Source organism: Xenorhabdus griffiniae, assembly GCF_001028135.1.
Taxonomy (GTDB): Bacteria; Pseudomonadota; Gammaproteobacteria; order Enterobacterales; family Enterobacteriaceae; genus Xenorhabdus; species Xenorhabdus bakwenae.
In genome coordinates this window covers 34,846-59,070 of sequence record NZ_LDNM01000028.1, presented here as the reverse complement: position 1 = coordinate 59,070, position 24,225 = coordinate 34,846, and the positions used below count along the sequence as shown (strand labels likewise).

Below are 24,225 nucleotides of genomic sequence, written 5' to 3'. Positions count from 1 at the left end.
GAAATATTAAGGCAAAAAGATTTAATAATGAAGCAAATAAGAAATTTCTCCATTATCGCCCACATTGACCACGGTAAGTCCACGCTCTCTGACCGGATTATTCAAATCTGTGGTGGACTGTCTGATCGCGAAATGGCAGCACAAGTACTGGATTCAATGGATCTGGAACGTGAACGTGGGATCACGATCAAAGCACAAAGTGTCACACTTGATTACAAGGCAAATGACGGGCAAGTTTACCAATTAAACTTTATCGATACGCCGGGGCATGTTGACTTCTCTTACGAAGTTTCCCGTTCACTGGCGGCTTGTGAAGGAGCCTTGCTGGTTGTTGACGCAGGCCAGGGAGTGGAAGCCCAAACATTGGCTAACTGCTATACCGCCATTGAAATGGATCTGGAAGTGGTTCCGGTTCTGAATAAAATTGACCTCCCAGCTGCCGAACCAGAGCGTGTTGCTGAAGAAATCGAAGACATTGTTGGTATTGATGCAACAGATGCTGTTCGCTGTTCTGCAAAAACGGGGGTAGGTGTACAGGATGTTATTGAACGTCTGGTGAAAGAAATACCGTCACCGGAAGGCGATCCTGACGCGCCATTACAGGCCCTGATTATTGACTCATGGTTTGATAATTACCTTGGTGTTGTTTCACTTGTCCGCATCAAAAACGGTACGTTGCGTAAGGGTGACAAAATTAAGGTCATGAGCACCGGACAGGTATATAACGCTGATCGTCTGGGTATCTTCACACCGAAACGTATTGACCGTGATATATTGAATTGCGGTGAAGTGGGCTGGTTGGTTTGTGCCATCAAAGATATTTTGGGGGCACCCGTTGGGGATACCCTGACAACGGCCCGTCAGCCTGCGGAAAAAGCACTCCCTGGTTTTAAAAAGGTCAAACCTCAGGTTTATGCGGGTCTGTTCCCAATAAGCTCTGATGACTATGAATCATTCCGTGATGCGTTGGGTAAATTGAGCTTAAATGACGCTTCATTATTCTATGAACCAGAAAGTTCCACTGCATTGGGTTTCGGTTTCCGTTGTGGTTTCCTCGGCTTGCTGCACATGGAAATCATTCAGGAACGTCTGGAGCGTGAATATGATCTCGATTTGATCACAACGGCACCAACCGTTGTTTATGAAGTTGAGACAACCAGTGGTGATATTATTTACGTTGATAGTCCATCCAAGTTGCCGCCATTGAACAATATTGAGGAGCTGCGTGAACCGATTGCAGAATGTCACATGTTGTTGCCGAAAGAGTACCTTGGTAACGTCATTACACTCTGCGTAGAAAAACGCGGTGTGCAGACAAATATGGTTTATCACGGTAATCAGGTTGCACTGACTTATGAAATTCCAATGGCTGAAGTGGTTCTGGATTTCTTTGACCGTTTGAAATCAACCTCTCGTGGCTACGCCTCGTTGGATTACAATTTCATCCGTTTCCAGGACTCGGACATGGTTCGTGTGGATGTCTTGATTAACAATGAGCGAGTTGATGCTCTGGCATTGATTACTCACCGCGAGAATTCTCAATATCGTGGTCGTGAGCTGGTGGAAAAAATGAAGGAGCTTATCCCACGCCAGCAGTTTGATATTGCCATTCAGGCTGCCATAGGAACTCACATTATTGCGCGTTCTACCGTTAAGCAATTACGTAAAAACGTACTGGCGAAATGTTATGGTGGTGACGTCAGTCGTAAGAAAAAATTATTGCAGAAACAGAAAGAAGGTAAAAAACGCATGAAGCAGGTCGGAAATGTTGAACTGCCGCAGGAAGCCTTCTTAGCGATTCTGCATGTTGGCAAAGATAATTAACACAAGGTCGTAAGGAGTTCAAATGGCTAACACTTTTGCCTTGATATTAACGTTAGCAACGTTAATTACCGGTATTCTTTGGTGCATAGAACGATTTAAGTTCGCACCTGAACGTAAGAAAAAACTTGCTCATATTCAGGAACAGGCGACAGGCGCAGAAGCTCAGGAAGCTGTGGCTAAAGGACTTAACAAACCGTCATGGGTTGAAACACTTGCCTCTGTCTTTCCGGTGTTAGCCATTGTGTTGATCCTGCGTTCTTTCGTTTATGAACCTTTTCAGATCCCTTCTGGTTCAATGATGCCGACATTGTTGATCGGGGATTTCATTCTGGTTGAAAAATTTGCTTATGGTTTAAAAGATCCCATTACGCAAACAACCTTAATTAAGACTGGCGAGCCTAAACGTGGAGATATTGCGGTTTTCAAATATCCGAAGAACCCAAGCATAGATTTTGTAAAACGCATTATTGGTTTGCCTGGGGATAAGATCGTTTACGATTACGTCAATAAAGAGCTTCAGGTTTACCCTGGCTGTGGCTGGAATACACAATGTAAGGGCGATTTACCTGTTACTTACCGGAATGTGTTCCCAAGTGAATGGACAATAAAAGAAAATATGACACCAGAAGGCGTTCGTATAGGTGGTGTTTATCAAGTGCCTGTCGATGAACCCGTCGGGCCATACGCTCTTCGCCAGGATGAAAGAGTCGAAACTTTAGGTCATGTGTCGCATCATATTTTGACCATTCCTGTAATACAACGTTTCCCTGGTTTCTCTCAAGAAGGCTTGCCAATGGGGACTTGGGTTGTTCCTGAGGGGCAATATTTTGCCATGGGTGATAACCGTGACAATAGTGATGATAGTCGTTCATGGGGATTTGTACCGGAGAAAAATCTGGTAGGCCGTGCAACCGCCATTTGGATGAGCTTTGAAAAACAGGAAGGTGAATGGCCTACTGGCGTGCGTTTCAGTCGAATTGGTGGAATTCACTAATATTTATATATTAGCGCAGCATTAATTTATCTCACAGTGTAGAATATTCTTTCAAACGAGATGACTGGTTCCTGAAGAGGATGAATACTTCGGGAACCAGTGCAAACGCAACAGTTTTGTAAGGCATATCGCAAAAAATGTTCCCAAGATAAATTGTGAATGGGTATCGCCTCACAGGTTTGTTGCGTGTGCTTTTATTTGATGAATTCTAACTGAATTGGTAGCACATGAACCCCATAATAACGAGCCGGTTACAACATAAGCTAGGATATAGCTTTAAACAGCACGATTTGTTGCTTCAAGCGTTGACTCACCGCAGTGCCAGCAGTAAGCATAATGAACGTTTGGAATTTCTTGGTGACTCAATCCTGAGTTTTGTCATTGCTAATGCCCTTTACCATCGTTTTCCCCGTGTTGATGAAGGGGACATGAGTCGCATGCGGGCAACATTGGTGCGTGGTAATACTCTGGCGGAGCTAGCCAGAGAGTTTGAGTTAGGTGAATGCCTGCGTTTGGGACCGGGTGAGTTAAAGAGTGGAGGACATCGTCGCGAATCCATTTTAGCGGATAGTATTGAAGCTTTGATTGGTGCTACTTTTCTTGATAGCGATATTCAGACAGTCGAAAAGATTATCCTGAATTGGTATGAAACCCGTTTGAATGAAATTAGCCCGGGCGATAAGCAAAAAGATCCTAAAACACGTTTACAAGAATATTTGCAAGGGCGCCATCTGCCGTTGCCTACATATCTGGTTGTTCAGGTTCGTGGGGAAGCACACGATCAGGAATTTACAATTCACTGTCAGGTCAGTGGATTTGAACAACCTGTCAGAGGAGTCGGTTCCAGTCGCCGCAAGGCAGAACAGGCGGCTGCGGAACAAGCATTAAAACAACTGGAGCTTGAATGAGCGAAGAAAAAAACTATTGCGGATTCGTTGCAATAGTCGGTCGGCCTAATGTTGGTAAGTCAACGTTATTGAATCAATTATTGGGCCAAAAAGTATCCATCACTTCCCGTAAACCTCAAACAACGCGGCATCGCATCATGGGGATCCATACGGAAGGGGCTTATCAAACCATCTATGTTGATACACCGGGTCTGCATATTGAAGAAAAGCGGGCGATCAACCGCCTGATGAACCGTGCGGCGAGCAGCTCCATTGGTGATGTCGAACTGGTTATTTTTGTTGTAGAAGGTACGCATTGGACACCTGATGATGAAATGGTGGTGAATAAGTTACGTCATTTGCGTTGTCCCGTCTTACTGGCTATCAATAAAGTGGACAATGTGACGGATAAAACCCTTCTTCTGCCACATATCGGTTTTCTTAGCCAACAGATGAATTTTATCGATGTTGTGCCGATTAGCGCTGAAAAAGGCATGAATGTTGATACCATTGCCAACCTGGTGCGTGATCATATGCCCCAGGCGGATCATCACTTCCCTGAGGATTACATTACTGATCGCTCACAGCGTTTTATGGCGTCAGAAATCATCCGTGAAAAACTGATGCGTTTTTTGGGTGAGGAACTCCCCTATTCCGTGACAGTGGAAATTGAGCAATTTGTTACCAATGAACGTGGCGGTTACACCATCCACGGTTTGATTCTGGTAGAGCGCGATGGCCAGAAGAAAATGGTGATTGGTAATAAAGGAAGCAAAATCAAGAAGATTGGCATGGAAGCCCGTCAAGATATGGAAAAGCTGTTTGATATGAAAATCCACCTAGAATTGTGGGTGAAAGTGAAAGCGGGTTGGGCTGATGATGAACGAGCGCTGCGTAGCCTCGGTTACATCGACGACTTATAAGGCTGATGTGTGGACGGCTGGCAGAGAGCCTTTGTGCTTCATGGGCGCCCTTACAGTGAAACCAGTTTATTGCTGGATTTTTTTACTGAAAATGAAGGGCGGGTACGTGTTTTAGCGAAAGGGGCACGCAGCCGTCGCTCCAACCTTAAAGGTTGCTTGCAACCTTTCACCCCGCTGCTTATTCGTTGGAGTGGGCGGGGTGAAATCAAGACATTAAGAGATGCAGAGCCTGTCTCATTGGCTCTCCCCTTAACGGGAAGTGTGCTCTACAGCGGTTTGTATGTGAATGAACTCTTATCCCGACTCCTTGAGCACGGAACGGCATATCCCGCACTTTTTTTTGATTACCTCCAATGTTTACAAGCGCTTGCAGCGAGTGAATACACACCAGAATGTGCATTGCGTCGTTTTGAATTAGCGCTACTCACCAATATGGGATACGGGATAGATTATCTTCACTGTGCGGGCAGTGGTGAACCGGTATCGGATACCATGACATACCGTTATCGTGAAGAAAAAGGGTTTATCGCCAGTTTGGTTGTGGATCATTACTGTTTTACAGGTTATGAACTCAAGGCATTGGCAAGTCGTGAATTTCCCGATCAGGTAACCTTGAAAGCAGCGAAGCGTTTTACTCGCATTGCCTTGAAACCTTATCTGGGGGGGAAACCATTAAAAAGCCGTGAGCTGTTTCGTCAATTCGTACGTAAAAAAACGGATAACCCCAACAAGAAAAATGAAAACTAAAGTAAGCCACTTTTTCATGATGAAGAGTGTAGACTTTATTAAATCTTATATTATTGCAGGAGCTAAAAATGGCTGAGGTATTGTTAGGTATCAACATTGATCACATTGCAACCTTGCGTAATGCCCGTGGGACACAATACCCTGATCCCGTTCAGGCTGCATTTGTTGCAGAGCAAGCGGGTGCAGATGGTATAACCGTTCACCTACGTGAAGATCGCCGCCATATTACTGACAGAGATGTTCAATTATTAAAAAATACAATCCAAACCCGCATGAACCTTGAAATGGCGGTCACAGATGAGATGGTGGAGATTGCTTGCCAAATCAAACCTGCTTTCTGTTGTTTAGTCCCTGAAAAGCGTCAAGAGGTCACAACCGAAGGGGGATTGGCTGTGTCTGGACAAAAAGCGCACATTGCTGCGGCGGTTAAGATTTTATCAGAGGCGGGGATTTTAGTGTCTTTGTTCATTGATGCGGATCACCAGCAAATTGATGCTGCTGTCGAAGTTGGAGCGCCATTTATTGAAATTCACACGGGTGCGTATGCAGATGCAGGGAATGAGGTACAGCAGGAAAAAGAATTTCAGCGTATCAGAGAAGCTGCAACTTACGCAGCCGCTAAAGGGCTTAAAGTCAATGCAGGCCACGGCTTGACCTACCACAATGTGCAGCGTATTGCCGCCTTACCTGAAATTTATGAATTGAATATAGGACATGCCATTATTGGTCGTGCTGTATTCAGTGGCTTATCTGCGGCTGTTGCGGATATGAAAACTTTATTGCGGGAAGCTCGCCGTTAATGGCCATTCTTGGATTAGGCACAGATATTGTTGAAATATCCCGCATTGAAGAAATTGTCGGGCGTTCAGGCGAACGTCTGGCAAGGCGAATTCTGAGTGACAGGGAATGGCAGCAATATCAACAGCATAATCAGCCTGTCCGCTTCCTGGCAAAACGGTTTGCTGTCAAGGAAGCGGCAGCTAAAGCGTTTGGAACAGGTATCCGCAATGGACTGGCCTTTAATCAATTTGAAGTGACTAATGATCCACTGGGAAAACCCACTTTGAAACTTCATGGAGAGGCCGCAGTGCTGGCTAACAAACTGCGGGTAAAATCCATGCATGTCACACTCGCAGATGAACGGCGTTATGCCTGTGCGACAGTGATATTGGAAAATTAAATTCAGATCTTATCAGCATGATGTAGAAGCACAAACTTATCCCATAACTGCTCTTCAGTTTCCTGATGGTTAGGGTCAAAGATAATGGTATTCGTAATCGGGCAGACGGATTGGCAAGTTGGTTTTTCGTAGTGCCCGATACACTCGGTACAGCGTTCAGGCTCAATTTCGTAGATCTCTGTGCCCATTGTGATGGCCTGATTAGGGCATTCGGGTTCACACATATCACAATTGATACAGCGTTTGGTAATAAGTAGTGCCATTTCAACCTCTTACATCAATTAAGTCTTTTAAATTGCAGACTTAATTCTTCCTGATTTGTTGCTCCAGACCATCCTTTGTTAGCTCATACAATATATTTACAAAAAATATATTTTACAAAAACATGGTTACAACTAAATGCATTGTGCAAAGAAAAGCTATCTGGGGCAGATATTAACACATCAGAAAGCAGTCCAGTACATTTATCATGGTATATACTTAAGTATGTTTTCAATTCATTAGAGTAAAAATATGCTTGAATACATCGTAAAACATGGCAATGATATTGTGAAAGTTTTGGGATCTATCGGGACTTTTATTGGTATTATTCTGTCTGTATTAAAGAAGCTTTATGCCGATGTGTGTGTGTTTAGAGAGAGAAAGGCCATAAAGTATATAAAATACCTCAATGAATATAATGTTTATTTAGATGATTTGAGTAAAGAATATATTAAACGTCAAATTGCATCTGAAATAATGTTTGATGTTACAAAGATAAAACCTGATAAATTTAGAAAGCTATTTATTAAACTGAAACAAGATGGGTTGAGCCAGGAATATATGGATATTCTTAAAAAGTTGAAAGCATACACTGTATCAAATTCTGGCGTGGTGCAAGTTAATATTGGTTCTTATTATTATTATTTTACGTATTGTTTTGAAAGAGTATTTTCAACGTATTTTTTCACATTGGCATTCGTTGTATTGGTAGCATTTTTATTCAAAGTTGATGCCTTGAGTAATACCATCAGCAATGCTTTAGATTTCTTTTTTGTCATATTAAGTATGATTTTACTGATGGGGATTGGTATCTATTTATTGATGTTAAGCCCGTCAAAATATCAAATAAGAAAATTAAATAAGGAATTAATTAAATATAAAATCGATGATATTTCTTTATAGACGGTATGGGTTGAATTGTCATTGTATCTAAACGTAAAGTCTGTTAGATAGTGATATTCATTTCGCGTGTCTTCTGGAGCTACCCAATGAAATCAAGCTGTTTAACGGAAGTTATATTACCCAATAATTATCACACGAGCGATTTTTTGGCCTTTCATCAGAGGGATGAAATGGGTATTTCTGAGATCGTACAACATAATCAAATTAAAAAAGGGATTATTTGGTATGAAAATCCGGCCCTTTTGACCATCACAATAGAAAAGAATAGGGCAAAAATAGAGCTTGATATTGATGGTGATAAAGATTGTCCTTCACAACGTGAAGCGTTATTGACGCTAGCCTCCCATATGCTTGGTTTGAAACAACCGGTTGATGTATTTGAATCCATCTATCATGATCATCCCGTTATTGGCGAATTGGTTAACCGACAAACAGGCTTGCGCATTTATCAATCCGCGACACCTTTTGAAGCGCTGAGTTGGGCGATTATTGGGCAACAAATTAGTTTAAGCGCAGCAATTTCCATCAGGCGGCGTTTTATTCAGGCGGTGGGGCGCCAGCACTCTTCTGGGTTACTGTGTTTCCCGAATTATAAGCAGGTGATGCAATATTCCCAGCATGATCTCCGTCAGTGTGGTTTTTCTGAGAGTAAAGCCAATGCGTTATTGCATGTTTGTCAACTTATTGACTCTGGGTTATTGGAACTCAATATTCCAGAAGGAGAAAATGGCGTGAAACGGTTGGCGGATAGCTTACTTGCTATCAAGGGCATTGGCATGTGGACAGTGAATTATGCATTATTACGAGGATTCAGTTACCTGGATGGCTCACTACATGGCGATGTTGCCGTCAGGCGTAATCTCCAATATTTGCTCAACCAGGAAAACAAAGTGAGTGCGGAACAGGCAGAAAAATGGCTGGCAGATTTTTCTCCCTGGAAGGCGTTGGTAGGTGCGCACTTATGGCAACAGCAATCCAGTAGTGGATATTAATACCACTCCAGCTGAGATTCAGATTGAACCGGCAGATTGAGGTGATTGAGTATAATAGGCGGAATTTTCATAAGTAAGAGAATGGGCAGTGACAAAAAATTTTAATGATGAATATTGGATGCGTCGGGCGATAGGTTTAGCCATGCAAGCACAGGCAAAGGGGGAAATTCCGGTCGGTGCTGTATTGGTGGCCGATAATAAAGTGATTGCTGAGGGATTTAACCATCCAATCACTGACCATGATCCTACCGCTCATGCAGAAATTATTGCGTTACGGCGGGGCGGGAGGCAATTGCAGAATTATCGTCTGTTGAATACGACACTGTATGTCACTTTAGAGCCTTGTATCATGTGCGCAGGTGCGATGGTACACAGCCGGATACAACGGTTAGTTTATGGTGCCAGCGATATGAAAACGGGAGCAGCGGGTTCACTGATTGATATCTTGCGCCACCCGGGCATGAATCACCAAATTGACATTACCGGCGGGGTGCTGGCGGAAGAGTGTGCCACTATGTTGAGTGCTTTTTTTAAACAACGCAGGGAACAGCATAAAGCATTGAAAAAATTGAAAACTCAGCAACAGGACATGCCATAGTCAGTTATGGTTTAGTGGTCGTTTCAGATGGCGTCGGTGTTTTATTCTCCGACGCTTTTTCGTGAGATCCAGCGTTATTGCTGGTTATTTTGTCATTCTCAGCTTGAGGAGTATTGATGGTCGTGGTATCCGTTGCCACTTCACTCTCTTCCGTTTTCTCGCGGTTGGCTTTCGCTCTAAGGTATCCCTCCAGGCTCAAATAGTAACGCCGAATATTTTCAACGTAACGATAAGCTTCATAGCCACGGGCATAGCCATAGGTTGTATTGGCGTAATATCTTTTCTTGCTGAGCAGGGGCAGGCGCGTTTTAACATCCAGCCAGCTGTCTGGATTCCCTTTTTGTGCCGCGGTTAATTTACGGGCGTCAAGAAGGTGCCCATACCCCATGTTGTAAGCGGCAAGGGCAAACCAAATGCGCTCATCCTCAGGAATGGTTTCTGGCAAACGCGCCATCAGGTAGTGCAGATAAGCCATTCCCCCTTTTACACTCTCTTCTGGATCCAGCCGATCGTGAATTTCAGCCCATTTTGCTGTCGGGCGTGTGAGCATCATCAATCCACGAACACCAGTAGGTGAAGTGGCTTGTGGATCCCAATGTGATTCTTGCCATGCAATGGCAGCCACCAATTGCCAATCAAGCGATCCCGCGTATTGTTGAAAAATGGGTTGATAGGTTGGTAAGAGCGTATTGATGGCACGAATAAATGAAAGGGTATCGAAATAATCGAATGAACCGACATGGCTGAAATATTTTTCTTGTAGCCGCGACATGATGCCGTTTTCAGTCAACATACTGAAGAAATCGAGCATAGCGGAGTAGAGGCTATAATCGCCATTACGTTTTAAATACCAGGTTAAAGGGCTTTCTTCACTGACATCAAAAGCAACTGCCAGATTGGGATGAATGCGCTGTTGCAAGGCCAAACTGAGGGAGTCACTGATGGTATAGTCGATTTTTCCCTCGGAGAGTTGTTCGAGCAATTGCTGCGTATTCTCGTGTGGTGTTTCTTCCCAGGTTAACTCAGGATAAGACTTTTCTTTCCACTTTTTCAGTTCGCTTACATGAGCTGAGCCTGCCGTGACGATGAGTCTACCTTTTAAATCACCAAACGAATGTGGACGTGTCGCCCCCTTGCGATACACCAGTTGTTGTATGACTGAAACATAGGCTGGGCCAGTGCGTGTCTGGTTCAGCCTGTCTTTATTGTAGATAAGCCCGGCAGCCAGGAAATCGGCTTTATCGTTTTCCAAGTCGTCAAAAAGTTGCTTAATGTTAGGACGAAACTTAATCACCAGTTTAACGCCCAGATAATTGGCAAACCGCTTGATTAACTCATAGTCGAATCCTGTTGGCTCATTTTTGTTGTTAAGAGAGATCAGAGGAGAGCTGATGGTACTAACCCGTAGCTCTCCTCGTGCCAGAATTTTGTTTATCTGCTCCTGCTGTTTATTGGGCCAATTGATATTCAGGCCGATGATGGCAGCAGAGAGGAGCGTGATAATTATGATAACAAAATAATTTATCTTTATGTTATTCAAATAGTTATCTCTTTCCAGAACGATTAGTAATCGTGTGAAGTGCAAGATAATAGCATGGTTAAATTTCCAGTAATCGAGAATTTTGCGTAACAAAAGGGGGATGTGCAACCCTATTAAACCTATTTTGGCGTTTTATTGAGTCTATTATTGGGGGGATAAATCACCGCGCAAACGGTTTCGTCAGAGGAAACATTCCTCTATAATGCTTGCTGTTTCCCTGAGGCATCAGTCAGGCTTTGCTTCTAAGATGAGAGAACCTATTATTATGGAAATTCTGCGTGGCTCACCCGCTTTATCGGCATTTCGCATCACTAAGCTCCTTTCCCAGTGTCAAGATCAACATCTCCCAGTTACTGACATTTATGCAGAATATGTGCATTTTGCCGAAGTTAATGCCCCCATCACGGAAGATGAGCGAGAGAAATTAAATAAACTATTAAAGTATGGTCCCTCTTTGGCCGAACTTGAGCCTAAAGGACAACTTATATTAGTCACGCCTCGCCCTGGCACGATATCCCCTTGGTCATCGAAAGCGACAGATATTGCCCACAATTGTGGACTGAAGCAGGTTGTCCGTTTAGAAAGAGGGATTGCCTATTATATTCAGAGTGTTGGCCTGGATGACGGGCAATGGCAAACGTTGTCGGCATTACTGCACGATCGCATGATGGAACGTGTGTTCACTCAGTGTGAACAAGCCGAAGTCCTGTTTTCTCACCAGCCCCCTGCGCCGTTAAAACAGATTGATATCTTGCAATCGGGACGGGCCGCACTGGAATCAGCAAATATTGAATTAGGGCTGGCTCTGGCTATCGATGAAATTGATTATCTGATGAGCGCTTTTCAGGCGTTAGGACGCAATCCAACGGATGTTGAGCTGTATATGTTTGCCCAGGCAAATTCTGAGCATTGTCGCCACAAAATTTTCAATGCAGATTGGATTATTGATGGCCAGACTCAACCCAAATCTTTGTTCAAAATGATCAAAAACACGTTTGAACAGACGCCAGATTACGTGCTTTCTGCTTATAAAGATAACGCAGCGGTTATGGAAGGTTCTGATGTTGGCCGCTTCTTCCCTGATCCTGCAACCGGGGTTTATGACTATCATCAAGAGCCAGCCCACATCTTGATGAAAGTGGAAACTCATAACCATCCGACCGCCATTTCGCCCTGGCCCGGTGCAGCGACGGGTTCCGGTGGTGAAATTCGTGATGAAGGTGCAACCGGACGAGGAGCCAAACCGAAAGCCGGGCTGGTCGGTTTTTCAGTTTCAAACCTGAGAATTCCTGGGTTTGAACAGCCGTGGGAAGAGGATTTTGGTAAACCTGATCGCATTGTCAGTGCATTGGACATCATGCTGGAAGGCCCATTAGGCGGCGCAGCGTTTAATAATGAATTTGGGCGTCCGGCATTGCTCGGGTATTTCAGAACCTATGAAGAAAAAATTTGTTCCCATAACAGTTCAGAATTGCGTGGTTATCACAAGCCCATCATGTTGGCAGGCGGGATCGGCAATATCCGTGAAGAACATGTCCAGAAAGGGGAGATTTCGGACGGTGCAAAATTGATTGTGTTGGGTGGACCAAGCATGAATATCGGTTTAGGGGGCGGGGCGGCATCTTCAATGACATCCGGTCAGTCTGATGCTGACCTGGATTTTGCCTCTGTACAGCGTGACAATGCGGAGATGGAGCGTCGTTGTCAGGAAGTGATCGACAGTTGCTGGCAATTGGGGGATAAAAATCCGATTTTATTTATTCATGATGTAGGCGCTGGCGGTTTGTCAAATGCTATGCCCGAATTGGTCAGTGATGGCGGTCGAGGCGGGCGTTTTGAGTTACGTAATATTCTTAACGATGAACCCGGCATGAGTCCATTGCAGTTATGGTGCAATGAATCCCAGGAACGTTATGTTTTGGCGGTAGCACCAGAGCAATTAGCTCTGTTTGAAGAAATATGCCGTCGTGAACGTGCGCCTTACGCTGTGATTGGGGAAGCAACGGAAGAGCGACATTTGCTGTTGAATGACAACCATTTTAATAATCAGCCAATCGATATGCCGCTGGATGTGTTGCTCGGTAAGACGCCGAAGATGCTGAAAAATGTACAGGTTTTGCAAGCTCAAGGGCAAGGTTTGGATCGCAAGGGGATTGATCTCGCAGAAGCGGTAAAACGTGTCTTGCATTTGCCTGCCGTGGCGGAAAAAACATTCCTGATTACGATAGGGGATCGTTCCATAACCGGTATGGTTGCCCGTGACCAGATGGTTGGCCCCTGGCAAATTCCAGTCGCAGATTGTGCTGTGACTACCGCCAGTTTGGACAGCTATTATGGCGAAGCCATGTCAATGGGCGAGCGAGCGCCGATTGCATTATTGGATTTTGCAGCATCAGCGCGTATGGCGGTGGGTGAAGCACTGACCAATATTGCCTCCGCTTATATCCAGGATCTGAAACGCGTGAAGTTATCCGCTAACTGGATGTCGGCATCAGGCCATGCTGGTGAAGATGCGGGGTTGTATGCCGCCGTCAAAGCTGTGGGTGAGGAGCTGTGCCCAGCCTTGGGATTGACCATTCCGGTTGGTAAGGATTCGATGTCAATGAAAACCCGCTGGCGTCAAAATGGGGAAGAGCGTGAAATGACGTCACCACTTTCATTGGTTATCAGTGCGTTTGCGCGAGTAGAAGATGTGCGCTGTACCGTGACGCCAGAGTTATCTACTGAAGATGACAATGCGTTGCTGCTAATCGATCTGGGTAAAGGGCAGAATGCGCTGGGTGGGACAGCATTGGCGCAGGTTTATCGCCAACTGGGGGATAAAACCGCAGATGTTCGCAGCGTCGAACAATTAGCGGGTTTCTTTAATGCGATCCAACAGTTGATTTCAGAACAAAAATTGCTGGCTTACCATGACCGTTCGGATGGTGGATTATTGGTGACATTGGCTGAAATGGCTTTTGCCGGCCATTGCGGATTGCATGCCGATATCAGTGCATTTGATGAAGATATTCTGGCCGCATTATTTAATGAAGAATTGGGGGCGGTGATCCAAATTCGTGAGACTGACAGAGAGCAGATTGAGAACCTGTTGGCAGATTATGGATTAAATGAATGTGTGCATTATCTGGGTAAAGCCCGGGCGGGCGATGATTTTGTGATTTCCAGTGGCAATATGGAAGTTTATCATCAGAAGCGCAGCACATTGCGCTTATGGTGGGCAGAAACAACGTGGCAAATGCAGCGCCTGCGTGATAACCCTGAGTGCGCAGATCAAGAGCATCAGGCAAAACAGGATGTGAATGATCCGGGCTTGAATGTGGAATTAACCTTCAATCCTGCGCAAGATATTGCTGCTTGTTATATTGCAAAACAAGTGCGTCCGCGCGTTGCGGTATTGCGTGAACAGGGCGTTAATTCCCATGTTGAGATGGCGGCGGCATTCCACCGGGCAGGCTTTGAGGCGGTGGATGTTCATATGAGTGACTTATTGGCGGGGCGGATCACATTAGATCAATGCCAAACATTGGTTGCCTGTGGTGGCTTCTCATATGGGGATGTGCTTGGTGCCGGTGAAGGCTGGGCGAAATCCATTCTGTTTAATCCACGGGTACGTGATGATTTTGCGAGTTTCTTCGCAAGGCCGGATACCTTAGCACTTGGTGTATGTAACGGGTGTCAGATGATGTCCAACTTGCATGAATTGATCCCTGGCACAGAACACTGGCCGCGCTTTGTCCGTAACCGTTCAGAACGCTATGAAGCCCGCTTTAGCTTAGTGGAAGTGGTAAACAGCCCTTCATTGTTCCTGAAAGACATGACCGGTTCTCGTTTGCCGATCGCAGTGGCTCATGGTGAAGGGCAGGTGGAGTTTAGAAACGACCTGAGTTTGATGGAACTTGAAAAGCATCAGCAAGTCGCATTGCGTTTTGTGGATAACTACGGTTCAGTGACAGAAAGCTATCCGGCAAATCCGAATGGTTCTGTGAACGGCATTACTTCTGTGACCAGCCTTGACGGCCGAGTCACAGTGATGATGCCTCATCCTGAAAGGGTATACCGTACTGTTAGCAATTCCTGGCATCCTAAAGAATGGGGAGAAGATAGTCCGTGGATGCGCATTTTCCGTAATGCCCGCAAACAGTTAGGTTAATAGCAAAGGCCCTGAAAATGCATCAGGGCCTTTATTTTTTTACCGTGTCTCTATATCACGACAATGATGCTTCTGGATGTCTCAAAAAAGAGACGCTTAATACATTGATATAGTTTGGGAATTTTTTTTCTGGGGTAAAGTGTCATAAATAGGCGACACTAATGTTTATTAAAAATGAATAAATACCGATAAGAAAATGCAATAAGTCTGTATTTTTATTTATTTCTTACAATATCAATTGGTTAAAAATTTCTTTTCAAATTGGCATGTAATATGCATAATACAAGGCAGTTGCTCATTCAACATTGTTATGTCGGCCCGCAATTGGGTGGAAACATGCCACATAAGCCTCAGAATGACGCCAAAGTAAGGTGCCTACCGTCCAACTTAATGATATTCGCCTTTGGGCCTTATCAAACACAGGGCGACACGTGGAGTGAGGCACCGCCTACATGTTCACATGCAGGATCCTCACTGGCGGGATGGTAAAAAAAGTTACTGTCCCGCCGTCATTATGGCAGCCCACCCTGTTTATGTATGCATTCGCATCGCTTTCAATGACTGATTGTTTCAATTATCCGCCGTTTTCAACTATTATTCTGACCATTTTCAATAAAAGAAAAGTCACTGTAGCATCAATGTCATTACAGGTTATGAGATGATTTCTTTGAAAAAATGGCGTTTATTTCCACGCTCATTGCGCCAGTTGGTTGTTATGGCTTTCTGGTTAGTGTTATTGCCACTCTTAGTTTTGGCTTATCAGGCTTATCAAAGTCTTGATCAGCTTAGTACTCAGGCTGCTGAGATTAATCGTTCAACGCTGGTGGATGCCCGCCGTAGCGAGGCGATGGTTGGCGTCGCCCTTGAGATGGAACGCAGTTACCGCCAATACTGTGTATTAGGCGATAGTCGGCTAGAAAAGCTTTATCAACGCCAATATCGGCAGTATATGAATATGCTTGGTAATCAGATGGCGATGTTAGCTAATGCCGAGTATACAAAGAAATTCAATGAATTACTGTCGGGCTTGAGCAAAATCTCTTGTAGTAATGGGGCACCAGAAGCAACTTCGTCTAAATTACTTGAAGAATTCTCCAGGGCCAATAATCTTTTGGTACAGGAAACCCGTAATATTATTTTTAGCCGTGGTGAACAGCTGCAAAAAGACATTGCCGATAAAGGACAATTTTTCGGTTGGCAGAGCCTTATTTTATTCTTGTTAAGTGCCTTCTTGATAACCTTGTTTACGCGTATGATCATTGGGCCAGTAAAAGGCATTGAGCGGATGATCAATCGGCTTGGAGAAGGGCAATCATTGGAAAATCAGATTGATTCCTTTAAAGGACCACGGGAGTTACGATCACTGGCCCAACGCATTATTTGGTTGAGTGAGCGTTTATCCTGGCTTGAGTCTCAGCGTCATGAGTTTTTACGCCATATTTCCCATGAACTGAAAACCCCTCTGGCAAGTATGCGTGAAGGAACGGAGCTGTTGGCTGATGAAATTGCAGGGCCTCTGACGGCAGACCAGAGAGAAGTTGTCAGTATCCTGGATAGCAGTAGCAGGCATTTACAGCAGCTCATTGAGCAATTACTGGAATATAACCGCAAATTAGCCGATGGCGCAGCCGAACATCAGATTATTTCCCTAAAAGAAATTGTGGATAGTGTCGTACTTTCACATCAATTGCCGGCACGGGCAAAAAATATTTATACAGAAATTCAATTGGATATGGATTATTGTTGGGCGGAGCCTGGCTTATTAACACGGGTGATTGATAATCTCTATTCCAATGCAGTGCACTATGGCGCTGAATCCGGTAACATCTGGATTTCGAGTCGGCAAGTGGGGAAAAACCTTCAAATTGACATTGCCAATACAGGAACGCCCATCCCAGAGTTAGAGAAAAGTATGATCTTTGAGCCATTTTACCAAGGAAAACTTCAACGAAAAGGTGCCGTTAAAGGAAGTGGTCTTGGCTTGAGCATCGCGCAAGATTGTATTAAACAAATGCAGGGGGAGCTTTGCCTGGCAGAATCCGAATTTGCTGATGTATGTTTTCGAATTGAACTGCCATTAACCGCAGAGAATGACTAAATAATATGTATAACAGGTTTACTTACCGCTTTATGACGGAGACGGAACAGCAAAATATTGTGGCTAACCCAATGAAAAAAACGGCTGTCAGGCCATCTATCTTGGCACGTACTTCGATCCTGCGCTTACGGGCTATATTGCTATTGTTCGTTCCCTATTTGCTGGCAGGATGCGTTAAAACGAGTGGTTCAGACAATTTGACAACCCTGGCACAGTCTATCTTGCCAGAGCAGAGTGTCACGGATTATCGTCTTAAGGATTGTGATTCAATCTGGGACATTGCGAAGCCAGCGGCGATGGAAAACGGGCTTTATTGGCTGAGGTTCATTGATTGCACGGATCGATTGTCTTCGGCAGAAGCACGTGAGACGGCGAAACGGTTTACCTCAGAGACGCCGACTGATTGGCATCAAGTGCTTAAGCAAAGTATTTTAATGGGCAGGGCGACTTCTGTATTAGCTGAACGCCGGAAAACGGTGGAAAACTTTAATCGGTATAGTACACAATTTCCTATCGCTTTGCGGCCATTACTCCAATTGTGGCGTGAGCAGCAATATCTGAAAATTAATCTTGCCGAAGAAAGAGCCAAATTTCAGCGCTTCCAGTTTGACAGTGATAACAAAATTGATCGTCTGAAAGAAACACGAGCACGTTTAGAATATGAGCTTCATTTAATGTCCCGCAAACTAGAAAATCTGACCGATATTGAACGCCAACTTTCCTCCCGTAAACAAGAACAAAGTGGTGTTGTGACTCCTAACACAAACACTTCATCGGATAATAAAGCAGAACCGAAAGACAACCCCGCAACAAACGCGGAAGCCAATCCTTCAGAAGAAAAAGCAGAAGAAAAAGGAGCCGAATAATCATGACAGTTCGCAATTCCGCTCATCTTCTTTTAGTTGATGATGATCCTGGCTTGCTCAAACTCTTGGGAATGCGTTTGACCAGTGAAGGCTTTCGTGTCACGACCGCAGAGAGTGGTCATGAAGCGTTACGCATACTGGTGAGAGAAAAAGTAGATTTAGTGATTAGTGATTTACGCATGGATGAAATGGATGGCATGGCACTGTTTGCCGAGATCCAGAAACAGCATCCCGGTATGCCTGTCATTATTCTGACTGCCCATGGCTCTATTCCTGATGCAGTGGCAGCAACGCAGCAAGGTGTATTTAGTTTTCTGACCAAGCCTGTTGATCGTGACGCACTTTATAAAGCCATTGATAATGCGCTGGAATTGTCAACGCCAGCCATCGATGGACAATGGAGCGAGAAAATCGTCACCCGAAGCCCTTTAATGTTGCGTTTATTGGAACAGGCAAAGATGGTGGCTCAATCCGATGTGAGTGTTCTGATTAACGGGCAAAGTGGAACCGGTAAAGAGGTATTGGCTCAGGCTATTCATCGGGCAAGTCCCAGAGTGAAAAAGCCTTTTATTGCTATTAACTGTGGTGCCTTACCGGAGCAATTACTTGAATCTGAATTATTTGGTCATGCCAAAGGCGCATTTACGGGGGCCGTCAGTAGTCGGGAAGGGCTATTTTTAGCGGCACAAGGAGGAACATTGTTCCTTGATGAGATTGGCGATATGCCGATGGCATTGCAAGTTAAGCTTTTGCGGGTGCTACAGGAGCGTAAGATTCGCCCATTGGGGAGTAACCGGGATATCGACATTGATGTCAGAATTATTTCTGCCACTCACCGTGACCTGCCTAAGGCCATGCAGCGTAATGAGTTTCGGGAAGATCTCTACTATCGGTTGAACGTTGTTAATTTGAAAATTCCTGCTTTGAACGAACGCGCAGAAGATATTCCTCTATTGGCTAATCATCTGCTACGTGACGCTGTCAAACGCCATAAACCTTTTGTTCGCAGTTTTTCCACCACGGCTATGAAATGCCTGATGGCGGCAAGTTGGCCGGGCAATGTTCGTCAGTTAGTTAATGTCATCGAACAGTGTGTGGCATTGACGATGGCACCGGTCATTAGTGATGCTCTGGTCACTCAGGCATTGGAAGGGGAAAATACGGCATTGCCGACATTCGTGGAAGCCCGTGGGCAGTTTGAACTGAATTACCTGCGTAAATTGTTGCAGATAACCAAAGGTAATGTGACCCATGCCGCCCGTATAGCAGGGCGTAATCGGACAGAATTTTATAAATTGCTGGCACGCCACGAGCTGGATGCTAACGATTTTAAGGAATAACTTTTCTGCCACCGCAGAAATTTTTACACTGAATAGAAATGAATTGCTTTGCTGTTGAAATCCAGTAAGGCAGATAGATGATTTATGGCCCAGGAGAGCCGCATTCTATGAGTCGTACTCTTAAAATTGCTCTTGCCCAGTTAAATTGGTTGGTAGGAGACATTGAAGGCAACAGCGAACGTATGTTGCAGACAGTTCAGGAGCAGCAGGCAAAAGGCGCTGATCTGGTCATGTTTTCTGAGCTGTCGCTGTCTGGCTATTTTCCTGAAGATTTGTTATTCCGATCTGATTTACATCAGCGTTGTTGTGAACAATTGGTACGTTTGCAACAAGCAAGCGCTCAGGTTGGTATTTTGGTGGGGCATCCGTGGCAACAGGATGGCAAACTTTACAACGCGCTTTCCCTGTTTTGGCGAGGGGAAATTGTGGCTCGTTACTTCAAACAATTACTGCCAAACTATGGCGTTTTTGATGAAGAGCGTTATTTCAAAGCGGGGGATCAACACTGTGTTATACCATTCAAAGGTTATAACCTCGGTTTATTGATTTGTGAAGATTTGTGGTTTGACGCACCAATTGATGCCTTGAAACAGGCGGGTGCAGAAATCATCTTGTCGATTAACGCCTCTCCTTTTAATCGTGAAAAACCGAATATCCGCAGTACATTAATTAAGTCCCACTGCCAGCGTACTCATTTGCCCATTATCTATCTTAATCAGGTGGGGGGGCAAGATCAGCTTATCTTTGATGGCTGTTCTAAAGTCTTTGATGCCCATGGTGAAATAACCCATCGCATGGCGGCATTTGAGGAACAGGTTGAGCAATGTTGTTTCAATGAAATGGACATTGAACCAATGGCAAATCCGATCCCTCACTTGCCACCTCTGGCGCAAATTTATAAGGCGCTGGTGCTGTCTGTACGTGATTATGTGCAAAAAAACGGTTTTAACGGCGCTTTGCTTGGTTTGTCCGGCGGGATTGATTCAGGGTTGACATTGGCGATTGCTGTGGATGCTTTGGGCAAAGATCACGTGCAGGCGATCATGATGCCATTCCGCTATACCTCAGAAATGAGTATCCACGATGCCAGAGAACAAGCAGAATTGCTGGGGGTTGAATTTGACGTTGTCTCCATCGAACCCATGTTTGATGCATTTATGGCACAGCTTGAACCGATGTTTGCGGGAACAGAAAAAGATACGACAGAAGAGAATTTGCAGGCACGTTGCCGCGCAGTCATTTTGATGGCAATGTCTAATAAACGCCGCCGTTTGGTATTGACCACCAGCAACAAAAGTGAATCGGCAGTAGGGTATTCAACCCTGTACGGCGATATGGCGGGTGGCTTTAATGCTTTGAAAGATGTCCCTAAAACGATGGTATTTGCATTGGCTAAATATCGTAATACCGTATCCCCAGCGATCCCTCAGCGTGTGATTGATCGCCCACCGTCAGCGGAGTTGTCACCCAATCAACTGGATCAGGACAGCCTTCCTCCCTATGACATTTTGGATGCGATTCTCGAAGGGTATGTTGAAAAAGATAAATCAGTGGCTGATCTGGTATCTGAAGGTTTTGAGGAAGTCATTGTGCGTAAGGTGATCCGGCTGGTTGACATCAATGAATATAAACGTCGTCAGGCACCTATTGGCCCACGCATTACGCAGCGTGATTTTGGTAAAGATCGGCGCTACCCGATTACTTCTGGTTTCGGACGTAAAAACTGGTAATGACAGGAAAACTTCATGAAAAAGATTGATGCAATTATCAAACCTTTCAAGCTGGATGATGTGCGTGAAGCTCTGGCTGAGGTGGGTATCACTGGTATGACCGTGACAGAAGTGAAAGGGTTTGGCCGTCAGAAAGGGCATACTGAACTGTATCGCGGCGCAGAATATATGGTGGATTTTCTGCCAAAGGTAAAAATAGAAATTGTCGTACCGGATGATATTGTTGATACCTGCGTCGAAACAATCATGCAGGTTGCACAAACAGGCAAAATTGGCGATGGCAAAATTTTTGTTTTCGATGTTGCCCGTGTTGTGCGTATTCGTACTGGTGAGCAGGACGAAGAGGCGATTTAATCAAGTCACTAAAGTCATCTGAAAAAGTGATAACGGAAATATTATCGGTTAGCTCACACCCTAATGGAAGATGACGTGCGGGGTATCCGTTTTTCAATCCGTTATTACTTATCTTATATATACTCAATAAACTTCAAATTGCAATCCGCAAGACGACGCGAGTCCTCATATTTCCCCGCAGAGCGGGGGAATATAACACGCATCCTGACGTTGGATTGATAGAGAACTTATTATTTCTTATCTGCTGCGATACGATCACGAACGTGTTGAGCACGCTCCTGTGAAGGTGGGTGTGAATCAAACATGCTGGTTTCACCACTGCCCAGTTTAGCCAGTTTCTCGAAGCTGGTTGCTAAACCTTCAGTTTTGATATTGCGTTTTTTCATCAGATCATAAGAAAAGTCATCAGCCTGACTTTCCTGATGCTGTGAGAACTGTGAGTTGATCAGTTTTTCACCCAGTGCTGCAAGCTGAGAATCGCTCAGTTGTGCGGCGACACCACCGGCTGATGCAGCTGCGGTACGTGCAGCCACTGTAGCATAAGCAACCTGCATTGCTTTACGGGTGTGGCCCAGTGCAACGTGCCCCATTTCATGACCCAGAACGCCTTCGACTTCATTGTCGTTCATCATGTCCATCAGGCCGCTGTATACACGCACACAACCGTTAGCCATTGCCCATGCATTCACATCCTTAGTCAGATAAACTTTATAGTTAACCGATGTACCGTTAACGTCGCGGCCTAATGCTTTGGCGATTTTGTTCAGACGCTTAGTGTATTGGCTGGATGCCGGTGCAATTTTATTCTGTGCATCCATATCCTTACATGCTTGGCCAGATAACTGTTTGACATCAGAATCACTTAGTGTTGCCGCCTGGAATAATTGCATTCCAGAATGAGCCAGCATTCCCTGATCAATATTCTTACAACCTGTCAGAATTGCAGCAGAAACAGCGACTGCAACAAGAGCTTTAATTTTCATAAAATTGTTTTTCCTTTGTAATACATGCAACTATAGTTTTTTAAAAGCGTTAAAAGACTATGACTTTTGCTAGAAATAACAATAGGAATAAACTCTAATATTTATGATTATGTGAGTGCAGTAACATTTTTAAAAAATAATCAAATCATAAGTAGAATAATTTAGTTTAAATTATTTTAACGAAATGGCTTTTCGTTTATCTAAATGAGTTCTCAAATGCCCGCTCACACTCTTACCGACGACACTTGTTGTCGAGACAAAATTGCTCCCCTATTTTGTCCATCGCCTGTTCCTTTTTAGATCAGTATGTTATTGGTCTAAGATACTGCTCTTGGAACAGGCTTTTAGTTCAATTTCTTATCCAGCATTCGGGGGTATCAGGGAAACCGTACTAAATGACTTTATGTGGGCCAAAACATTCATAATGGATATGTTGTTCATCAATGCCCATTGCCAGCAACTGTTTGGCGATATGTTGCATGAAAGCCACAGGTCCACAGAAATAGAAGTGCATCCCTGCTACCGTTATTGCGTCTCGCACGAGAGACAAATCCATAAGCCCGGTATGTTGATAATGTACGCCTTTCTGATCGAAGTCTCTGGGTTCACGATACCAAACTTGTGCATACAGATCAGGCATGGACTGGGAAATTTCATTCACCTTATCCGCGAAAGCGTGGTGGCCGCCATGCTCTGCGGCGTGGAACCAATTGACTGAACCCGCATGGTGTTGGTTATGCAGGGATTGCAGCATACTCATCATCGGTGTCAAACCAACTCCGGCAGAAATCAGCGTCACTGGCGTATCAGATTGCACATCAAGGAAGAAATCACCGTGTGGTGCAGCCAGCATCACAATATCCCCTTCCTGTACCTTATCGTGCAGATGGTTTGAAATTTTGCCTTGAGGTTCACGCTTGACGGCAATTTGATAACTGGTGCCATTTGGCGCGGCGGTCAGTGAATATTGGCGAATTTCACGGTTTTCAAGAGTTGGATCTTCCACATAGATCGCCAAATATTGCCCCGGCTTATAATCCATGACCTTGCCACCATCAACAGGCACAAACTCAAAGCTAGTAATGACATCACTTTGTGGTTGTTTTCGGCTGACACGGAACTGACGCAGATCACGCCAACCACCCTCCAGAGACTCACCGCCCTGATAGATTTCCTCTTCCCGATTGATAAAGACATTAGCCAATACGTTGTAGGCTTTTCCCCAGGCGGAGAGTACTTCATCACCGGGATGAAACAGTTCATCAATGGTTGCCAGCAGGTGCGTACCTACAATTTGATAATGCTCAGGTTGAATACTGAGGCTGGCATGTTTATGGGCGATTTTTTCTACGGCAGGTAAGAGTGCCGACAGGTTATCGATATTGGCAGCATAAGCACAAAGGGCACTGAAAAGGGCTTCACGCTGATCACCATTGATCTGGTGACTCATATTAAAAATATCCTTTAATTCAGGATGGTGTTTGAACATACGTTCGTAAAAATGCGCAGTGAGCTTAGGGCCTGTAGAAACAATGAGTGGAATGGTCGATTTTATGGTTGCGATAACCTGATTATCTAGCATGGGGATCTCCTGAATTTTTCTCACATAATGCTGAAATTTATAAATTGTATTTTAAATGCAACTTATAGGGTTTGGGAATATATCAGCCCAAGAAAAGAGGATTATCTTTCTTTAAATCAAAAAAATAGGGGTATTGTCATTGCTGTTCCCGATCAGGATCACAAATATCAGTAATAAATCCGTAATCATTAGCAAAACAATCCGTTATTTAACGGCTAGTCGACCACTAACCCATGAAGCAAACGTTTGCGTAATTTGTTTTGTCAAGAC

The 24,225-nt window shown here is 44.5% G+C and carries 20 protein-coding genes; 16 read left to right on the top strand and 4 right to left on the bottom strand.

Translation table 11 applies throughout. From position 1 onward, the window contains the following. Window positions 1–27 precede the first annotated feature (27 nt). The 7 genes from lepA to acpS all read left to right on the top strand — a co-directional run bounded on the left by lepA (window position 28) and on the right by acpS (window position 6,555). Window positions 28–1,824 (top strand): translation elongation factor 4, encoded by a 1,797-nt coding sequence (gene lepA, locus AAY47_RS07700; RefSeq protein WP_047768505.1) that lies wholly within the window; start codon window positions 28–30, stop codon window positions 1,822–1,824. A 22-nt stretch (window positions 1,825–1,846) separates the two neighbouring features. After that, entirely contained in the window at window positions 1,847–2,818 is a 972-nt protein-coding gene (gene lepB, locus AAY47_RS07695) for a signal peptidase I (RefSeq protein ID WP_047768503.1), read from the top strand. Window positions 2,819–3,045: 227 nt separating this feature from the next. Beyond that, window positions 3,046–3,726 carry a ribonuclease III gene (gene rnc, locus AAY47_RS07690; protein WP_047768501.1) on the top strand — a complete coding sequence of 227 codons (681 nt, stop codon included), beginning with the start codon at window positions 3,046–3,048 and terminating at the stop codon, window positions 3,724–3,726. Continuing rightward, window positions 3,723–4,628, top strand: coding sequence for a GTPase Era (gene era / locus AAY47_RS07685; protein WP_047768499.1), 906 nt, complete (start codon window positions 3,723–3,725; stop codon window positions 4,626–4,628). Before rnc ends, era begins: the two co-directional genes overlap by 4 nt. A 9-nt stretch (window positions 4,629–4,637) precedes the next feature. Then, complete coding sequence (recO, locus tag AAY47_RS07680) at window positions 4,638–5,375, top strand: DNA repair protein RecO (RefSeq protein ID WP_047768496.1); 738 nt, start codon at window positions 4,638–4,640, stop codon at window positions 5,373–5,375. A gap of 68 nt (window positions 5,376–5,443) precedes the next feature. Continuing rightward, window positions 5,444–6,175 carry a pyridoxine 5'-phosphate synthase gene (pdxJ, locus tag AAY47_RS07675; protein WP_047768494.1) on the top strand — a complete coding sequence of 244 codons (732 nt, stop codon included), beginning with the start codon at window positions 5,444–5,446 and terminating at the stop codon, window positions 6,173–6,175. Continuing rightward, on the top strand, window positions 6,175–6,555 hold the full coding sequence (gene acpS / locus AAY47_RS07670; RefSeq protein ID WP_047768492.1) for a holo-ACP synthase: 381 nt from the start codon (window positions 6,175–6,177) through the stop codon (window positions 6,553–6,555). The genes pdxJ and acpS overlap by 1 nt, the downstream gene beginning before the upstream one ends. 2 nt (window positions 6,556–6,557) lie before the next feature. Here the strand turns inward: acpS and AAY47_RS07665 are convergent, their stop codons facing one another. Then, window positions 6,558–6,818 carry a YfhL family 4Fe-4S dicluster ferredoxin gene (locus AAY47_RS07665; protein WP_047768490.1) on the bottom strand — a complete coding sequence of 87 codons (261 nt, stop codon included), beginning with the start codon at window positions 6,816–6,818 and terminating at the stop codon, window positions 6,558–6,560. Between the two features lie 250 nt (window positions 6,819–7,068). Between AAY47_RS07665 and AAY47_RS07660 the strand changes: the two genes are divergently transcribed. The 3 genes from AAY47_RS07660 to tadA all read left to right on the top strand — a co-directional run bounded on the left by AAY47_RS07660 (window position 7,069) and on the right by tadA (window position 9,309). Beyond that, on the top strand, window positions 7,069–7,719 hold the full coding sequence (locus AAY47_RS07660; RefSeq protein ID WP_047768488.1) for a hypothetical protein: 651 nt from the start codon (window positions 7,069–7,071) through the stop codon (window positions 7,717–7,719). 170 nt (window positions 7,720–7,889) lie between these two features. Beyond that, a complete protein-coding gene (locus AAY47_RS07655) occupies window positions 7,890–8,711 on the top strand; it encodes a DNA-3-methyladenine glycosylase family protein (RefSeq protein ID WP_235428315.1) in 822 nt (273 codons plus the stop codon). An 88-nt stretch (window positions 8,712–8,799) separates the two neighbouring features. Then, the gene (gene tadA / locus AAY47_RS07650; protein WP_072059758.1) at window positions 8,800–9,309 is read left to right on the top strand and encodes a tRNA adenosine(34) deaminase TadA; all 510 of its coding nucleotides are present in this window, start codon (window positions 8,800–8,802) and stop codon (window positions 9,307–9,309) included. A 4-nt stretch (window positions 9,310–9,313) separates the two neighbouring features. On the opposite strand, the gene mltF is transcribed toward tadA, so the two are convergent. Beyond that, complete coding sequence (gene mltF, locus AAY47_RS07645) at window positions 9,314–10,849, bottom strand: membrane-bound lytic murein transglycosylase MltF (RefSeq protein WP_083446710.1); 1,536 nt, start codon at window positions 10,847–10,849, stop codon at window positions 9,314–9,316. Between the two features lie 265 nt (window positions 10,850–11,114). On the opposite strand from mltF, the gene purL reads away from it, so the two are divergent. The 6 genes from purL to glnB all read left to right on the top strand — a co-directional run bounded on the left by purL (window position 11,115) and on the right by glnB (window position 21,390). Beyond that, window positions 11,115–15,002 (top strand): phosphoribosylformylglycinamidine synthase, encoded by a 3,888-nt coding sequence (gene purL, locus AAY47_RS07640; protein ID WP_047768531.1) that lies wholly within the window; start codon window positions 11,115–11,117, stop codon window positions 15,000–15,002. Between the two features lie 658 nt (window positions 15,003–15,660). After that, complete coding sequence (locus AAY47_RS07630; protein ID WP_047768484.1) at window positions 15,661–17,100, top strand: sensor histidine kinase; 1,440 nt, start codon at window positions 15,661–15,663, stop codon at window positions 17,098–17,100. Between the two features lie 5 nt (window positions 17,101–17,105). Continuing rightward, window positions 17,106–17,966, top strand: coding sequence for a two-component system QseEF-associated lipoprotein QseG (gene qseG / locus AAY47_RS07625; RefSeq protein ID WP_047768482.1), 861 nt, complete (start codon window positions 17,106–17,108; stop codon window positions 17,964–17,966). Between the two features lie 2 nt (window positions 17,967–17,968). After that, window positions 17,969–19,306: a two-component system response regulator GlrR gene (glrR, locus tag AAY47_RS07620; RefSeq protein ID WP_047768480.1), complete on the top strand. Its 1,338-nt coding sequence runs from the start codon at window positions 17,969–17,971 to the stop codon at window positions 19,304–19,306. A gap of 107 nt (window positions 19,307–19,413) precedes the next feature. Further along, window positions 19,414–21,036, top strand: a complete 1,623-nt coding sequence (locus tag AAY47_RS07615) for an NAD+ synthase (protein ID WP_047768529.1) — start codon at window positions 19,414–19,416, stop codon at window positions 21,034–21,036. Window positions 21,037–21,051: 15 nt separating this feature from the next. Continuing rightward, window positions 21,052–21,390, top strand: coding sequence for a nitrogen regulatory protein P-II (gene glnB / locus AAY47_RS07610; RefSeq protein WP_045971762.1), 339 nt, complete (start codon window positions 21,052–21,054; stop codon window positions 21,388–21,390). 230 nt (window positions 21,391–21,620) lie between these two features. Here the strand turns inward: glnB and AAY47_RS07605 are convergent, their stop codons facing one another. Both AAY47_RS07605 and hmpA read right to left on the bottom strand, forming a co-directional pair. Continuing rightward, window positions 21,621–22,373: a M48 family metallopeptidase gene (locus AAY47_RS07605; protein WP_047768479.1), complete on the bottom strand. Its 753-nt coding sequence runs from the start codon at window positions 22,371–22,373 to the stop codon at window positions 21,621–21,623. 391 nt (window positions 22,374–22,764) lie between these two features. Then, window positions 22,765–23,961 (bottom strand): NO-inducible flavohemoprotein, encoded by a 1,197-nt coding sequence (gene hmpA / locus AAY47_RS07600; protein ID WP_419177435.1) that lies wholly within the window; start codon window positions 23,959–23,961, stop codon window positions 22,765–22,767. Between the last annotated feature and the right edge of the window lie 264 nt (window positions 23,962–24,225).

What these genes read in the sequence shown, in the direction of transcription:
- lepA (WP_047768505.1), top strand. Translation starts at nt 28, where the DNA reads ATGAAGCAAATAAGAAATTTCTCCATTATCGCCCACATTGACCACGGT.
- lepB (WP_047768503.1), top strand. Translation starts at nt 1,847, where the DNA reads ATGGCTAACACTTTTGCCTTGATATTAACGTTAGCAACGTTAATTACC.
- rnc (WP_047768501.1), top strand. Translation starts at nt 3,046, where the DNA reads ATGAACCCCATAATAACGAGCCGGTTACAACATAAGCTAGGATATAGC.
- era (WP_047768499.1), top strand. Translation starts at nt 3,723, where the DNA reads ATGAGCGAAGAAAAAAACTATTGCGGATTCGTTGCAATAGTCGGTCGG.
- pdxJ (WP_047768494.1), top strand. Translation starts at nt 5,444, where the DNA reads ATGGCTGAGGTATTGTTAGGTATCAACATTGATCACATTGCAACCTTG.
- acpS (WP_047768492.1), top strand. Translation starts at nt 6,175, where the DNA reads ATGGCCATTCTTGGATTAGGCACAGATATTGTTGAAATATCCCGCATT.
- AAY47_RS07665 (WP_047768490.1), bottom strand. Translation starts at nt 6,818, where the DNA reads ATGGCACTACTTATTACCAAACGCTGTATCAATTGTGATATGTGTGAA.
- AAY47_RS07660 (WP_047768488.1), top strand. Translation starts at nt 7,069, where the DNA reads ATGCTTGAATACATCGTAAAACATGGCAATGATATTGTGAAAGTTTTG.
- AAY47_RS07655 (WP_235428315.1), top strand. Translation starts at nt 7,890, where the DNA reads ATGGGTATTTCTGAGATCGTACAACATAATCAAATTAAAAAAGGGATT.
- purL (WP_047768531.1), top strand. Translation starts at nt 11,115, where the DNA reads ATGGAAATTCTGCGTGGCTCACCCGCTTTATCGGCATTTCGCATCACT.
- AAY47_RS07630 (WP_047768484.1), top strand. Translation starts at nt 15,661, where the DNA reads ATGATTTCTTTGAAAAAATGGCGTTTATTTCCACGCTCATTGCGCCAG.
- qseG (WP_047768482.1), top strand. Translation starts at nt 17,106, where the DNA reads ATGTATAACAGGTTTACTTACCGCTTTATGACGGAGACGGAACAGCAA.
- glrR (WP_047768480.1), top strand. Translation starts at nt 17,969, where the DNA reads ATGACAGTTCGCAATTCCGCTCATCTTCTTTTAGTTGATGATGATCCT.
- AAY47_RS07615 (WP_047768529.1), top strand. Translation starts at nt 19,414, where the DNA reads ATGAGTCGTACTCTTAAAATTGCTCTTGCCCAGTTAAATTGGTTGGTA.
- glnB (WP_045971762.1), top strand. Translation starts at nt 21,052, where the DNA reads ATGAAAAAGATTGATGCAATTATCAAACCTTTCAAGCTGGATGATGTG.
- AAY47_RS07605 (WP_047768479.1), bottom strand. Translation starts at nt 22,373, where the DNA reads ATGAAAATTAAAGCTCTTGTTGCAGTCGCTGTTTCTGCTGCAATTCTG.